Here is a 14,498-nt window from a genome sequence, read left to right as displayed (position 1 = left end):
GATCTCTCAGACTTCCTCGCCCCCAGACACATCTGAATACATTTTATTGCGGAATGTTATTATTCCAGATTTCTCAGCGGCAAAACCTGTCGCGCCCAAAACAACCGCACTGAACATACCGAATGGTTGCAGGTCATCACCATTGGATCGTAAAACGATCCAATGAAATCAGGCTCGCTCGACAGGGCCCCCCAAACAGCAGCCCTCGCCAGCGATTCCAGGACGAACGCAGCAGGAGGCTGTGTGCCATGATCTCGATAAGAAGCTCTTACCATCCCATTGACGCCGCGATACTGTGGTGTGGCCTTTCCGAGCACGAAAACGAAATTCTTCAGATAGACCTCTCCCAGCCAGGCAGCCTGCGAAAGCATTTTCCGCAGTGGCCAAATCTACACGACCACGTCGAGTGCATCTGCGATGCCATTCTCAGCGGCGAATTGCCTGCGACTTACTTAGGACATCCGATTACGTCAGATAGCCACGTAAATCGAGTTTACTACTCCATTCGGCGAGCCGATCTCCTGGTCTGGTTCGTACGCAACCACCCCGATCAGAAGCCAGCCTTTTTGTTTTCGCAAAACGTGGATCACTCAGAATGCGTCAGCCTGGATGCGCATTTGGCCAAGCAAGCCGAGCTCGACTTTGCCATGCATACGCTTGAGCAACTGCAGCAAACCTATGCTGTCGCCGCTGATGAAATGGCTGCCCTCTCCACGCTCAACGACAAGCTGAAAGCGCGACTCGACTCACTTGGCATTCCGTCCGAGACTTCTGAAGCCATGCACGACAAGTTGATCGGCGCAATGCTCGCGACCACGCTCGGAAAAGACCAGTACGGCAAGATGCAATCGATCTATCCCAGCCAGGCTGCTCTGGTCCAAGCCATTCTGCTGCGATTTCCTGGGGTGGATGGCCTGAGCAAAAGTACCATTGATCGGCGATTTGCCGACGCACGCCGTCTTATAGCCCTGGTAGAACGGGGCTGACGCCGCATTGTCAGGCAATGCCCGGCATTGCCTGACAATGTTTTTCACCCTCTCTCGACCTTCACTAACTGTCACATCCCACCACGCGCCACTCGGCGCTACGGAGTGACATCATGCAAGCAACCACCGCTACCCCTCTGCCCACCGACCGCCACATCATGCGCCGCGATGAAGTGGAGCAGAAAACCGGCTTCAAGCGCTCGCACATCTACAACCTGATGAAAGCCGGCCAGTTCCCACAATGCCGACGCATCGGCACACGCGCCGTTGGCTGGGATTCACTGGAGATTGAACAGTGGGTCCAGGACCGACTGTCCACGGGGGACTAAGTCATGGACGTCCTCTCGTTGATTTCGACCAAGGGCGGCGCGGGCAAGACTACCGTCGCCGCCAATCTGGGCGGTGTGCTCGCCGATGCCGGCCTTCGCGTCCTGTTGCTGGACCTGGACAGCCAACCGACGCTGTCCAGCTATTACGCCTTGTGCGAGTCCCGTGAGGCCGGCAGCTATGAACTGATCGCGCATCGGCTCACGGAGCCCGAGCAGGTGGTCTCTACAACCGTCATCCAGCACCTCGATCTGATCGTCTCCAACGACCGCGCCGGGCACATCAGCACCCTGCTGCTGCACGCCGCCGATGGCCGTCTGCGCCTGCGCAACCTGCTGCCCGCCTTCGAGGATCACTACGATGTGCTGATCATCGACACCCAGGGCGCACGCAGCGTGGTCGTGGAGATGGTCATCCTCGCCTCCGCTTGCGCGCTGTGCCCGGTGCCGCCGGAAATGCTCGTCGCGCGCGAGCTGCGCCGGGGCACGTTGAGCCTGTTCGAAGAGCTGGAACCCTATCGCTACCTAGGCGTAGCCCTGCCATCGGTGAAGCTGCTGCTTAACCAGGTCAACACCAATCGCCGCGATACGCGCCTGATCATGCAAAGCCTGCAAGCCTCTTTTCAGTCTGATCCGCATGTCAGTGTCTGCAACACGGTAATCCCCGACCGTGTGGCGTATCCCAATGCCGCCTCGCTCGGCCTGCCTGTGCACCGCGTGGAGGCAACCTCTCCGCCCGGCAGTCGCAGCCCTTGCGCCGCTGAGGTCATGTGCGGCTTGGCCATAGAGCTGTTACCACAATGGGCCGAGCAGCTTGGTGCTCTCCCCACGCCTACGTCTCGGCTCTCGGGTGCTGCCGAACACCAACTAATTCGTCGCGGCTGAGCGGAGGGAGAGTGATGAAGCCGCCAACCTCCGAAGACATCACGCGTCGACTGCAGCAGGCGCACTTTCCGCAGAAACATGGCCGCGACCTCGCAGCAGCCCCCGCCGGCGACACACCGATGGTGGTCAGCCTTGAGCAACTGCGGCCCTACGAGCTTAACCCGCGAGTGGTGCGCAACCCGCTGTATGGCGACATAAAGGCCTCGATCCGCGAGCGCGGTCTGGATCAGCCGCCCGCCATCACCCGCAGGCCCGATGAATCGCATTTCATCATCCGTAACGGCGGTAACACCCGTCTGAGCATCCTCGGTGAGCTGTGGCAGGAAACGCGCGAAGAGCGGTTCTTCCGTATCCATTGCCTGTTCCGCCCTTGGCAGTCGGAGTCACATGCCTTGCTCGGGCATTTGGCCGAGAGTGATTTGCATGGCCAGTTGACGTTTATCGAGCGGGCTCTGGCCGTGGCGAAACTCCAGGAAATGTTCCAGTACGCGCATACCCATCTCACCCAGCGCGAGCTCGCGACGCGCTTGAGTGAGGGTGGCTATCCCATCTCGCAGTCACACATCAGCCGCATGTTCGACACGCTCGAGCACCTGCTTCCTGCCATCCCGCAGATGCTGTACGCCGGGCTGGGCAAATCTGCCATCGTGCGTCTCATTAGTCTGCGGCGGCGGGCGGAGTCGATTTGGAACCGGTACTTCGGTGCTCCCGAGCAGTTCCCGCTGTTGTGGTTCGAGGTTCTGTCAGCGTTCGACGGTGAAAAAGCGGATCTGGATTCGAGTGAGCTGCAGGACGAATTGATTGCCAAAATGGCGGTGAGCCTGAGGCAAACACCTCGTCTGTTGACGCTGGAGCTGCACCAGGAGCAACGTCCCTCATTGCCTCCAGCGGACAGTATGCATGCTCCTTCAAACAATCCAGCTGCCGAGCCTCCTGTACCTTCGTCATTACCGGAACATCCACCTGAGACGTCGACCGGGGTGTCCAACCCCGAGCCCGAGCACGCTGATGGAACGCTCCTGCCACCGCAAGCTCCACGCTTGCCCGATATACGCCAGGCGCTGGGTAACGAACCATTGCCAGATAAGCCCGTGGAAAAGCTCGAGGATGCTCCGAGCCCGGTCGGCGCGCCACCCTCACGCCCCGAGTTACTGGACGATATCAGCGACTTGCGCGCGAGCTGCGCCGCGCTGGCTGCCGACCTCGCCGCTTACGCAGACGCCAGCGGCATGATCAACCCGCTCGCAGACGACTTGGGTTTCACGCTTACACCGGATCATGGCGAGCACATTAGCCCGCGGCACACCGGTATCCAGCTACTGCTCTCCGCCGTTCTGCGCCTGCAGGACGACGTGAGCTGGAAGGAACGCCAGCAGTTGCCGGCTGCCCTGTTTGGTCAGCTGCTGATCGGCGTCTACGACCTGCCCTTCACCGACCGCCCAGCCCTGACGGTGGGCCTTGAACGCCTTCCTGATGCCCAGCTGGAGCAGCTGTTCACGCTGATCCGCCACGCCCGTCAGTTGATCGAACTGACGCTGTCGTCCACTCGATAACGTGAGGAACCACCTCATGAGCACGACTTTCAATCTGTTGAACCATGCCATGTTGAACCAGGTGCTGCATGAGCTGCGCCATGGCAGGTTACAGCGCTGCAAAGCCTTGGGCCTGGCCGATGAAGACATTGAGGTGCTGCAGTCGCTGCCGCCGACCACCTTGTCTCACCTGGCGCACTCTTCGATCGCCTGGGTCGAAGTGAAGGTCGACATCACCGTGTTGCGCCGTCTGATCGTTCAGGCCGAGCGCGACGAACAGAACGAGCGGTTGATCAACCGGGCGCTCAAGTTGGGCGCGAGCTCCAACATCATGTACCGCTGCTTCGGCCTGGACCATTCGGAGACAGCGTTGCGCCGCCGTGTGCTGAAGATCGAGACGCACCGCGGTCGGCCGGTCCAACTCAGTGAAGCGCAGGAGCATGCCGTGTGGAATCGCTGGAGCCAGCTGCGCACAGAGGATCCGGACAACGATCCGCTGGACACCATGATGATGCTGGCCGAGGAGCAACACATCAGTCTGACCCTGGTCTGGCAACAGGTCGAACTGTACGGAGGCACACCATGCTGAGCTTTTACGAGGTCGACTGGCAGGACGTGGTGCGTCAGTGCTACGACGCCCTTCGGCGCCGAAATGAGTGGTACGCGGCGAACGGCAAACTGGTTGTCCCCACCCAGGAGCCCGCGGTGCGGACGATCTACTACGGCGACAACAACCCGCTGCCGCAGACCTTGCTGCTGGATCGCCGGCTGACGCCACTGGAACGCAACACTTGGCAAGTGCTGCGCTGGCTGATCACCGAACGTAAGGTCAAGACGCCACGCTACCAGGACCTGCAGCCCTACCTGGCGACCAGTCCCTGCGGTAGCCAGGCCTCGCGGGAAACCATCGCCCGGGCGCTCAATGTCCTGCGCACCACCCGCTGGCTCAGTTTGGTGGAGCGCTCACGCGATGCCAACGGCTGCCTGCGTGGTTGCGTCTATGTGCTGCACGGCGATCCGTTGACCGCAGCCGAGCAGTTGGAACTGGACAGCGGCTACGCGGCGCTGCTGCAACAAAACCTCTCCCATGCCACCAAAGGCGTCCGTGACGTGGCGCAGCATGTGATCGCCGAGATCCAGGCCGACCCGCAGGTGGCCCAGCTCGACAAGGACAGGCTCGGCTCGCTGCCGCCAGCCCAACAGCAAACGCTGCCGCTGATGGGCGCAGAAGCAGACCCACAGAATTCCGAACCTGGCGCAGTCGACCTCGTTCGGAATTCTCCGGCTGGCGCAACAGATCCCGAACCCTGCGGCAATGCACCGGATTTGCCTGTGGTTCGGAATACCGACGCTGGCCGTACAGTACAGAAAGACAAAAGCAAAAAAAGTACGGTACTGGGTCAGGTGGAGTTTGGTCGAGCACGGTGGCCTGAGGATTTACCGCTGAACCCGAACGAGCGGCGCATGGCCTCCCAGGCGATGCGTCAGCTCGAGCCGGAACAGCAACAAGCGGTGATCAATGAAGCGGCGGTTCGCTGCGCCCGCGGTGAGATCCGAAAACCCGTCGCGTATTTGATGGGATTGATCAAGCGCGCCTGCCAGGGCGAGTTCACCCTCTGGGCCGCGCGTACCGAGGATGAAAAATCTTCAACCCATCCTTCACGCACAGCCAAGCCTGCGTCGGAAGATCCGCCCCGCGAGCGATCCAAGCGCAGCGGTCAGCGCACCGCGTCGCCACTTGCCCTCTCCTGCCTGGAGGAATTGAAACAACGCTGCCGAGGGATCACTACGGCTACATAGGGCTGGAACTCGGTGGATCTAATGTCGATGCCATCGTTTCCAGGGGGATCCACTCTCGGGAAAATGCGAGCAATCCATCTTCAGGTAGATCCGCATCGCCAGCCAAGGATCGGCCCATCGTCGGCGTCATTCCGACGGCGAGGTACTGGCGATGGTCGATCACTACCAACTCAACCTGGGCTCCCTGCGCAGCAGCATCACCCTAACCCTGCACACCCACCATGCGGCACGGCTGTGGCAGGGGCGCAGCGGTCGCGACGGTGTGCACCCGATCCTGGGCATGCCCGGTTACATCAGCGTCACCAACCTGCTCAAGCACGCCAGCAGCCAGGGTGATCCATATGCGGACTGGTTCATGCTGCAACTGGAGGAAAAGCTGCTGCAGGCCAGGTTAGATATGGCCACGCTGACGCAGCAAATGAGCCGAGTGGAACGGGCTCTGCCCACGCAAGTCGATGTCGGCGACAACCTGAACATCCACCCCGTCACCCTGCCGCTGTTCATCGGCAGCCAGCTGGGCTTTCTCGCGATCTACCTACTCACCGACTACGACACCCTGGTCAGGCGGGTGCTGCTTGCCCACCATACGGCGCTGATCGGCCGGGGCGACATGGAGTCCTGGATCGATGGCGGCGCGCATCTGCTGCGCAGCCTGTTTGGCCTGGCGCAGCGTTACCGCCTGGCCGGGGTGAGCCGCGACGACATGGCCGCCAACAACGCCCGTGCCCGCGAAGCCATCGACAAGTTCGGCACCCTGCCGCAGGACATTCTCGAAGGTACGCGCCGCTCCCAGTTCGCCCCGCCAATCGCCCGCAGTAACGCGCACGCCGAGATCGAAGGCCCGAATCCGGCCGAAGCCGAGGAACAGCCCACGGCTGACACCTCGAACGACGGGGGTGAGGCATGACCCTGGCCGAAGCCATTGCCCGGCGTTTGTCAGCCGATGCCTATCGCGAGTTCGCACAAGGTGCCTCCCTAAAAGGCCTTTTAAAGCCTTTTAAGGGTAAGGGGGAGCTGCAGCAGTTCGCCGAGACGATCCTGCGCCTGCGTGCACAGGTCGCCGAGTTGATGGCGGTGATGCTGGCGATCATGGCCCAGCCACCCTTCTCGTTGCTGGACCTGCGACTGGTCGTCCAGCACAGCGCGACGGGCACTGATTTCCTGCGCTGGCGCAGCCCGGACTTTCAGCGCATGGGCGTGCAGGTGTGGCAGGAGGCGGTGATTCAGCCGCGGCTGCACCCGGAGCTGCGGCAGGCGTTGTATCAGCTGGAGACCAACCGCGTGGTGCTGAACCTGCAGATGAGCAGCCTGCAGTCGCTGTATCGCCAGGCCATCACCGGTGCCAGCAAGCTCGAGGCCGCCGAGCTCGCCCTAACCCGTTCCCCCACCGAGGAGTAACCCGCATGAGTACTTTGTTTGTTGGTGAAGGCAACATCGGCAGCGTTCCGGAGTATCAGGAGTTCAACACCAACCCGGATGAGCCGCGGCGCCTGCTGCGGCTGAATGTCTACTTCGACAACCCGGTACCACGGGAAGGCGGCTACGAAGATCGCGGCGGCTACTGGGCGCCCGTCGAGCTCTGGAACCGCGACGCCGAACACTGGGCCACGCTGTACCAGAAAGGCATGCGCGTCCTGGTCGAGGGGCGCACGGTCAAGGAGGAATGGGAGGACAGCGAGGACAACGCGCGCGTGACGTTCAAGGTGGAGGCGCGGCGCATCGGTATTCTGCCGCACCGCCTGGCCTCGGTGACCATGCGCGAGAAAGCCAGCGACAACGCCAGCTCATCGCGCAAGGGGGGAGGCAAGAAAGCGCCACGCAAGTCCGGGTAAGTGGGTGGTACTCAGTGGAATTGCCGCCCGCAGCGCGATATCACTGGAACCATAAAGTCAGCTCAGCGGGCAACATTGGCTACTGTCGTTTGATTTACTCTCGCCGGGCGCTCTTACGCCGCTCACTTTCCAGCATTTGCTTCACTTCCGCCAAGTACTGGTCCAGGGCAAGGAATGCCCGCCAGTGCAGCGGACTCTCCTGAACCCAGGCAATCAGCCGGGCGCGAGCCTGCTCCTTGTCCGGTTCCAGATGGGTGGCCATGAACAGCTCATAGGCCTTGATCGCTAACGCATCTACCTCACTCTGGTGGGTTCCGTGCAAGTTTGTTGCCTCCGTGGTGACGGTCGAGTCATCCATCTTATTCTCGGTGATACGCCTCGTAAGTTTGTTAGTCAACCTTCTGAGTCGTTCATATCTTTGAGGTGCTGTTCGACCATATAGGTCGAATTGGAGAGCGCACCCATTGCCCGTGAAAGAGCCTAGCCCACATCACATTGGTCGCCAGTTGGCGAAGTATCGCCTTGCCCGGCACTTGACCCAGACACAGGTCGGCGAGCATCTGCAGATTTCTGGCGAAGCGGTGTCGCGCCTGGAGCGAGGCTTCGTTGAACTCTCGGTTTCCAAGCTGCTGCAATTGGCCGACTTGTACGGCTGCCCCGCCGATGAACTGCTGCTCGCGATCAGTCCTCGGCCGCAGGACTTAGGCGTGCAGATCAACTCCATTATCAAGGAGCTCGATGAGGCGGATAAGCAGTTCGCCCTGGAGTCGTTGAAAACGCTGGCGAACCACCTCGCACAGCGCAAGTAACACCCGCCCGCCGATATGAACCCGGCACCTTCGGATTTACCCTGGCGCCTCGCGACCATACCCCCACCCTGTCGGTACCCACCGAGAGGGCACGTTTATGCGCCTGTTCATCTGCGAGAAACCATCCCAAGCCCGCGATATCGCCCGGGTGCTGCAGGCCAGCCACCGCGCTGATGGCTGTCTGAAGGGGCAGAACGTCACCATCACCTGGTGCGTCGGCCATCTGCTGGAGACCGCTCCGCCTGAAACCTATGGCGACTACAAGCGCTGGTCGCTGGACGATCTGCCGATCATTCCCAGTCAATGGAAATTGGTGGCCAAGCCCAAGGTCGCTGGCCAGCTCAAGGTGATCAGTCAACTGCTGCGCACCTGCAGCGAGGTGGTCATCGCTACCGATGCCGACCGCGAAGGCGAGATGATCGCCAGGGAGATTCTCGAGCGCTGCCAGTATCAGGGGCCTATTTTGCGCCTGTGGCTCTCCGCGCTGGACGAGGCGTCGATCCGCCGAGCCCTGGGCGCCTTGCGTCCAGGGGAGGAAACCTTGCCGCTGTATCACTGTGCGCTGGCCCGCTCCCGTGCCGACTGGCTGGTCGGCATCAACCTGAGCCGGCTGTTCACGCTGCTCGGCCGCCGCTCCGGTTTCGATGGACTGCTGCCGGTGGGACGCGTACAGACGCCCACCCTGCGCTTGGTGGTCGAGCGCGACCGGGCGATCGCCAGCTTTGTGCCGCTACCGTTCTGGACCGTCGATGTGCACCTGGAGCAGGACGGGATCCGCTTTCAAGCGCGCTGGCAGGCCCCGACCGCGGTCAGCGATGCGGTTGGACGCTGTATTGACGAAACCGCCGCACAGCAGGCGCAGAGACGCTTCATTCAAGCCGGCACCGCCGAGATCGATAATGCCGAAGTCGAGCACGTGCGCGAAGGCCCGCCGCTACCGTTCGACCTGGGCACGTTGCAGGAAATCTGCTCGGCCAAGCTCGGATTGGGTGCACAGGAAACCTTGGCCACCGCCCAGGCCCTGTATGAAACCCACAAGGCGACGACGTACCCGCGGACCGATTGCGGCTATTTGCCGGAGAGTATGCTCGATGAGGTGCCTCGCGTGCTTCACGCCCTGGCCGCTGCACCATCGCTGGGGGCAGTGCTCAAGGAAGTCGACCCCAGCCGCCGCTCCCGTGCCTGGAACAGCAGCAAGATCACCGCGCACCACGGCATCATCCCCACCGCCGTCACGCTGGATCTGGCGCAGCTCTCCGAACGCGAGCGGGCGGTTTACACGCTGATCCGCGCACGCTACCTCGCGCAGTTCATGCCCGAGCACGAATACCTCAAAACCCAGGCGCTGCTGCACAGCCAGGCAGATCAACTGGTGGCGCGCGGCAAACAGATCCTGGTCCGCGGCTGGAAGGCAGTGATCAACGAGGCCGACGGTAACGAGCCGGCCGAACAGGCGCAGCGACTACCCACGTTGCGTGAATCCGCGACGGTGGCGCTGATCGACGCCACGCTCAATGCACAGCGCACACAACCGCCCAAGGCCTACACCGAAGGCACGCTGGTCAAAGCCATGAAAACCATCGCCAACCAGGTGGCCGATCCGCGGCTGAAGCAGAAGCTCAAGGACAGTTGCGGGCTCGGTACCGAGGCCACCCGCGCGGCCATCATCCAGGGCCTGATCGATCACGGTTACCTGACCAAGAAGAAACGCAGCCTGGCTGCCTCAGCGGCGGCGCATACCTTGATCGAAGCGGTGCCACCAGAGGTGGCCGACCCGGTCATGACTGCGCTGTGGGAGCAGGCGCTGGATCGCATCGAATCGGGCCAGCTGAGTGTCGATACCTTTCTCGCCAAGCAGGCAGAGTGGCTGACCCGCTTGGTGCGCAGTAACGCCACGCTCACCCTGCGCCCGCCCCCCAGCAAGGGGCCCTTCTGCCCGGTGTGCCGCAGCACCATGCGCCAGCGTAAAGGTCGCACCGGCAGCTTCTGGTCGTGCATCCGCTACCCCGAGTGCAAGGGCACCAAACCGGTGGCGAAAGCCAAGCGGGCGAAAAACGCATGACTTGACGGCACACCACAGCGCTGGTGTAGTGAGCTGGCCCCTCGCCGCTTGGCGACCAAGACCGATTCGCTCCGGGTAGCTCGGTCAGACTCCTAGAGTTCGGAGCCACACTTCAGCACATCTGCGGATGACTTCTCAGCGTTCCAAGTCTCCTAGGTGGATGACCCGTGCGGCTTGTACCAGGCCGTAGGGGTCATCCGCTTCGGCGACGATGCTCAGCTCCGGTGCCCGCCGGCGAAACACTGGGCACCTTTTGTGCGCGGATGCGTGCCAGTTGATTCCGACCCAGGCCACGACAAGGGTCGGTTGATCCAGGTGGATCGGCAGTGGAGCTCTGCGACGGACTCCGGTGCCACATCGCCGGGTCAAGGGTGGTCCAACTCCTCCTAGCCTGATGACCGTCGGGCTATTTTTTCGCCAACGACAATCCACCGAAAGCCACCCGATTCCGCGCGTTCAGACCGCCTGAAGACCATGGTTGACGGGCCTTTCGCGGCGTTCTATAGATGAGCTGCACACCGCTGTCGTTGACAGCACCCAGGTAGCCAGGACCTTCAAGGCTACGCCCGTTTCGGGTGGTTCTCCCCCAAAGTGCGACTCGCGCTCGGCAGCTCGCACGGTCACCGTCCCATCGGTGATGAGCGCCTTCTCGACCGATCAGGTGTTTGCACCTCCCCTTGCGGAACTCACCAGCCGCCAGGGCCGGTGGATGTCCGCGTTCTGCTGAACAGGAGCTCCATCATGACTACTGCAAGCAATAACGCCCCCACCACCTACTTCAACCTGCACACCCAAGGCATCGGTTACCTGAACCGTGTTCGCGAAGTCCCGGTTCGCCGCGGCCAAGCGTTCATGGCCTGTGACATCGCTGCCTTGCACGGTGCCTCGGACGACGTCGAGTACACCCGCTTCGACTGCAAGGTCGCCAGCGGTGAAGCCGACCGGCTGATCCGTGAACACCTGGAAGACGTCCGCGCGGAACGCAAGGTCCTTATCGCGTTTCGCATCGGCGACCTCTGGGTCGATCCGTTCATGTACGAGAAAGGCGAACGCAAGGGGCAACCCGGCGCCAGCCTCAAAGGCCGACTGATCTTCATCGAGTGGATCAAGGTCGACGGTCAGTTCAGCTACCGTGCGCCGGCTCGCACCGACGCTGCCGCCGCCCCTGAGGGTGCTGAAGCAGCAGAGCCGGAACAGGCGGACGATGACGCTGACCAAGGCCAGCCAACCCCACCCGCTGCACGTGAATCCACCGCCGCACGTCAATCTGCCTAAGCCAGTTTGGCCGCTCGCAGCAGGCGATCTTAGGAGCGCCTGTTGTTCATTCACGTCGGAGGTTGCCATGGAAAGCTTCTGGCTCTGTGAGGACTGCCTGCAGGCGGTCGCCTACGACGACTTCAGTGCACTGTCGCTGTACTACAGCGAGGCTGAAGTCGAGCAACGCATCACCCACATGCGCGCCCAACTGCAGGCCCTGCTACCCCTGAGCGCCGACTTCGATCCGCAGACCGGCGTCGGTATCGAGGCCTTTTCCACGCAACCATGCGAGGGCTGCCAAAGCCCGCTGCACGGCACTCGACATCGCTTCACGCGCCTTTGATCACACACTTAAACCAGCCTGGGGCACGCCCTCAGGGGGCGCTCCATCTCTCACGAGGAATTGCCCATGAACACCGCCTTGAACCTGGTCGACCCGCTCGACTCCGTACTGGCCCAGCGCGCCCGTGAGGATGCGCTGATCTCCGAGGCCCTGCAGCTGCTGGACCAGCGTCACTTCCAGCGCGGCGAGGCGCTGATAACCCCCGCCGATGCCGCAGCCTACTTGAAACTGCAACTCGCCCCCTACCACCACGAAGTGTTTGCCCTGCTCTGCCTCGACTCGCGCCACCGTGTGCTGAGCTTCGACATCCTGTTCACCGGTAGCATTGACGGTGCCTCCGTGTATCCCCGCCAGGTGGTCATCAAGGCCCTCGAACACAATGCCGCCGCCGTGATCTTCAGCCACAACCACCCCTCAGGCTGCTCGGAACCGAGCGGCGCCGATCGGGTGCTCACCAACCGCCTGACCGAGGCTTTGGCCTTGGTCGAGGTATGCGTCCTGGACCACATCATCGTCGGCGAAGGCACTCCGCTTTCGTTGGCCGAGTACGGCTGGATCTAACAGCCCACCTTGCCCTGGAGGTCACCGCCCGTTCGGGGTGGCCTCGGCGTTTTCGGAGAACCACCATGCGCCCTTCTCTTACCAATCCGTTTCTTCGCGGCTTCCAAGGCCTGCGCTACGAGCGTGTCCTGCAAATCAGCTATGCCGACGATTGCCCACCGTGCTACCGCGCGCTGCACCCAGCTCAGAACGAGCTGTCCGATGAGGTCATTAGCCTGCAACCGTGCCTGTTCGATGACGACGTCGCGGTGATCACCGACGGTGTGTGCGTACCCGAGTTTCTGCGCATGCGCTGCCCGGCCAACGGCTTCGTGAACACGGTGCTCTACCAGATCATGGGCGATCAGCTCGGACGCCCGATGCATATCGGCGACCTCGGCAACGTCGAGGCTGCGCGTCACCTGATCGAGCAGTTGTCGTTTGCCACCGGACACTACAGCCGCAGTTGGGAGATCAGCAGCGCGCACCTGCCCGCAGACGAGTTCGAGTTCCTGCAGGTGTTCACCTGGTGCAACTCGCCAGCGGGCTTCTTCGAGTGCTTCGAGCTCAACAGCAACCATGCTGTGGGGTGCAAGCTGTACTCGACACCCTGGGTAGCGGCACATGAAGCCAGCAGGATCGGCTGGAGCGCCAGCGAAGTCTGTGCGCGCATGCGCGATGACCATGTCACGCCGGTGCTGCTCCAGCTGCTGATGCTGGCAGGCCAGGCAGGCACCCGCTTGCTGATCTTTGACCCTGACGCCGCACCACTGGCGGAGCTACCGCTGTTTACCGAAGACTGACCAAAGCGCCCTCCCGGGCGCCTTTTTTGTGGTAGCCGACTGAAAAGCTGGCTGGCCAGATTCGGTTTTCCAGTGGGGACTTGCCTCGCGCCTTCGCCATGGTATCGGCAACATTTGTCGAGACACGGTCATGCACACACCCACACTCTCCACCCTCGGACTGATGATCGCCCTGGCGGGCTGTAGCACGCCGCCACCGGCTCCGGCCCCGGCTCCCGCAGCGCCACCCGCGTTGCCGGCGGCATTGCCCAAGCCGAAAGCCCAGCTGCCGGCCTGGGTGCGCCAGGACCGTTACACCCTGGTCACGACCCGGCCCACGCTGGAGCAGCGCCAGCCGCTGTATCAATTGGTCAACGTACAAATTGCGCCAGCCCTGCATGCCACCGTCGGTGAAGCCCTGCGTCACCTGCTGCAACGCTCAGGCTACGCGTTGTGTGCCGATAGCGCAGCGGTGGATCGCTTGTTCCGTCGCCCTCTGCCTGCAGTACAGCACCAATTCGGCCCCATCTCACTGCTGGACGCCCTGACCATCATCGCCGGCCCGGCTTGGCGACTCGAGATCGATCCAGTTGATCGGACCGTGTGCTATGCCCTGCGCGTGCCGTCGCCTGCACCTCCTTTCTCGACACTGGAGATTGCGCCATGAAGGTTCTCCATTTTCAGGCCTTGGTGGTCGGTGCCCTGTGCCTGGGCGCCGCCGTGCTCGCCGCCGAAACGCACAACCATCATCAGCAACTGGCCGAACTTCAGGCTGCGGCCCGCAACGCCCCGGCCGACCCAGCGCCGGCCCTGCGCCGCGATATCGATGCATTGGCCGCCCGGCTCACGACGCCGCAGCCGCAGGTCGTGGCGTTGGACGAGGCACAAGGTAGACACACTGCGGCGCTGGCCGCCCTCGGCCAGCAGCAGGATGAGCTGGCCGTCTCGCTCAAGGCGCTCCAGGCAGCACCGCCAGGACCAAGCAGCAACGATCTGACGGCTTTGGGACAACGGTTGGCCACGGCAGAGGCCACGCTCGAGAAACTGTCGACCCGCCCTTCTGCGCCTGCAACCGCCAATACGCAACCGCAGGCCTCCAGCGGTGAGAAAGCCAAGGCCAAGCCTCTGGCCCCACCCTTCACCCTGCTGGGTATCGAGACCCGAGGAGACATCAGGTTCGTGGCTGCCCTGCCCGCCGGCGCCCATTCGCTCACGACCGTGCACCTGCTACAGCCTGGCGACAGCTTGAACAGCTGGCAGCTGCGCGCAATCCGCGCGGACCAGGTGGTGTTCCATGTCCCGGGGCATGGCGACTGCACACTGCCCCTGCCTTGACGAGGTGCT

At 62.4% G+C, this 14,498-nt stretch carries 18 protein-coding genes; 17 read left to right on the top strand and 1 reads right to left on the bottom strand.

All coding sequences use genetic code 11. The annotated features are described in order from the left end of the window. The first annotated feature begins 248 nt into the window (after window positions 1–248). From R6G97_RS05415 to R6G97_RS05375, 9 genes are all read left to right on the top strand, one after another. Window positions 249–986 carry a hypothetical protein gene (locus R6G97_RS05415; protein WP_012052630.1) on the top strand — a complete coding sequence of 246 codons (738 nt, stop codon included), beginning with the start codon at window positions 249–251 and terminating at the stop codon, window positions 984–986. A 113-nt stretch (window positions 987–1,099) separates the two neighbouring features. Then, a complete protein-coding gene (locus tag R6G97_RS05410; RefSeq protein ID WP_012052631.1) occupies window positions 1,100–1,315 on the top strand; it encodes an AlpA family transcriptional regulator in 216 nt (71 codons plus the stop codon). 3 nt (window positions 1,316–1,318) lie between these two features. Next, on the top strand, window positions 1,319–2,197 hold the full coding sequence (locus R6G97_RS05405; protein WP_012052632.1) for a ParA family protein: 879 nt from the start codon (window positions 1,319–1,321) through the stop codon (window positions 2,195–2,197). 14 nt (window positions 2,198–2,211) lie between these two features. Continuing rightward, on the top strand, window positions 2,212–3,750 hold the full coding sequence (locus R6G97_RS05400) for a ParB family protein (protein WP_012052633.1): 1,539 nt from the start codon (window positions 2,212–2,214) through the stop codon (window positions 3,748–3,750). 16 nt (window positions 3,751–3,766) lie between these two features. Further along, window positions 3,767–4,318 carry a DUF2857 domain-containing protein gene (locus R6G97_RS05395; RefSeq protein ID WP_012052634.1) on the top strand — a complete coding sequence of 184 codons (552 nt, stop codon included), beginning with the start codon at window positions 3,767–3,769 and terminating at the stop codon, window positions 4,316–4,318. Continuing rightward, window positions 4,312–5,529, top strand: a complete 1,218-nt coding sequence (locus R6G97_RS05390) for an STY4528 family pathogenicity island replication protein (protein ID WP_012052635.1) — start codon at window positions 4,312–4,314, stop codon at window positions 5,527–5,529. The genes R6G97_RS05395 and R6G97_RS05390 overlap by 7 nt, the downstream gene beginning before the upstream one ends. Before the next feature lie 151 nt (window positions 5,530–5,680). Beyond that, window positions 5,681–6,436 carry a PFL_4669 family integrating conjugative element protein gene (locus tag R6G97_RS05385; RefSeq protein ID WP_012052636.1) on the top strand — a complete coding sequence of 252 codons (756 nt, stop codon included), beginning with the start codon at window positions 5,681–5,683 and terminating at the stop codon, window positions 6,434–6,436. Further along, entirely contained in the window at window positions 6,433–6,927 is a 495-nt protein-coding gene (locus tag R6G97_RS05380; protein ID WP_012052637.1) for a DUF3158 family protein, read from the top strand. Before R6G97_RS05385 ends, R6G97_RS05380 begins: the two co-directional genes overlap by 4 nt. A gap of 5 nt (window positions 6,928–6,932) precedes the next feature. After that, window positions 6,933–7,361, top strand: coding sequence for a single-stranded DNA-binding protein (locus tag R6G97_RS05375; RefSeq protein ID WP_012052638.1), 429 nt, complete (start codon window positions 6,933–6,935; stop codon window positions 7,359–7,361). Window positions 7,362–7,455: 94 nt separating this feature from the next. On the opposite strand, the gene R6G97_RS05370 is transcribed toward R6G97_RS05375, so the two are convergent. Next, on the bottom strand, window positions 7,456–7,683 hold the full coding sequence (locus R6G97_RS05370; RefSeq protein WP_014861283.1) for a hypothetical protein: 228 nt from the start codon (window positions 7,681–7,683) through the stop codon (window positions 7,456–7,458). A 142-nt stretch (window positions 7,684–7,825) separates the two neighbouring features. Here R6G97_RS05370 and R6G97_RS05365 point away from each other — a divergent pair, with 142 nt between their 5' ends. The 8 genes from R6G97_RS05365 (at window position 7,826) to R6G97_RS05330 (ending at window position 14,489) form a co-directional block, all read left to right on the top strand. Beyond that, complete coding sequence (locus R6G97_RS05365; protein ID WP_012052640.1) at window positions 7,826–8,170, top strand: helix-turn-helix domain-containing protein; 345 nt, start codon at window positions 7,826–7,828, stop codon at window positions 8,168–8,170. Window positions 8,171–8,267: 97 nt separating this feature from the next. Then, window positions 8,268–10,232: a DNA topoisomerase III gene (locus R6G97_RS05360; protein WP_012052641.1), complete on the top strand. Its 1,965-nt coding sequence runs from the start codon at window positions 8,268–8,270 to the stop codon at window positions 10,230–10,232. Between the two features lie 741 nt (window positions 10,233–10,973). Beyond that, the gene (locus R6G97_RS05355) at window positions 10,974–11,507 is read left to right on the top strand and encodes an STY4534 family ICE replication protein (RefSeq protein WP_012052642.1); all 534 of its coding nucleotides are present in this window, start codon (window positions 10,974–10,976) and stop codon (window positions 11,505–11,507) included. Window positions 11,508–11,574: 67 nt separating this feature from the next. Next, window positions 11,575–11,832 (top strand): hypothetical protein, encoded by a 258-nt coding sequence (locus tag R6G97_RS05350; protein WP_012052643.1) that lies wholly within the window; start codon window positions 11,575–11,577, stop codon window positions 11,830–11,832. Window positions 11,833–11,898: 66 nt separating this feature from the next. Continuing rightward, window positions 11,899–12,393 (top strand): JAB domain-containing protein, encoded by a 495-nt coding sequence (locus tag R6G97_RS05345; RefSeq protein ID WP_012052644.1) that lies wholly within the window; start codon window positions 11,899–11,901, stop codon window positions 12,391–12,393. 65 nt (window positions 12,394–12,458) lie between these two features. Continuing rightward, the gene (locus tag R6G97_RS05340) at window positions 12,459–13,175 is read left to right on the top strand and encodes a DUF5983 family protein (RefSeq protein WP_012052645.1); all 717 of its coding nucleotides are present in this window, start codon (window positions 12,459–12,461) and stop codon (window positions 13,173–13,175) included. Between the two features lie 130 nt (window positions 13,176–13,305). Further along, window positions 13,306–13,821: a PFGI-1 class ICE element type IV pilus protein PilL2 gene (gene pilL2 / locus R6G97_RS05335; protein ID WP_012052646.1), complete on the top strand. Its 516-nt coding sequence runs from the start codon at window positions 13,306–13,308 to the stop codon at window positions 13,819–13,821. Continuing rightward, the gene (locus tag R6G97_RS05330) at window positions 13,818–14,489 is read left to right on the top strand and encodes a hypothetical protein (RefSeq protein WP_012052647.1); all 672 of its coding nucleotides are present in this window, start codon (window positions 13,818–13,820) and stop codon (window positions 14,487–14,489) included. Before pilL2 ends, R6G97_RS05330 begins: the two co-directional genes overlap by 4 nt. Window positions 14,490–14,498 lie beyond the last annotated feature (9 nt).

This window comes from Pseudomonas sp. HTZ2 (genome assembly GCF_033173945.1).
Lineage (GTDB): Bacteria > Pseudomonadota > Gammaproteobacteria > Pseudomonadales > Pseudomonadaceae > Aquipseudomonas > Aquipseudomonas guariconensis.
This window is presented reverse-complemented; position numbering and strand designations above follow the sequence as displayed.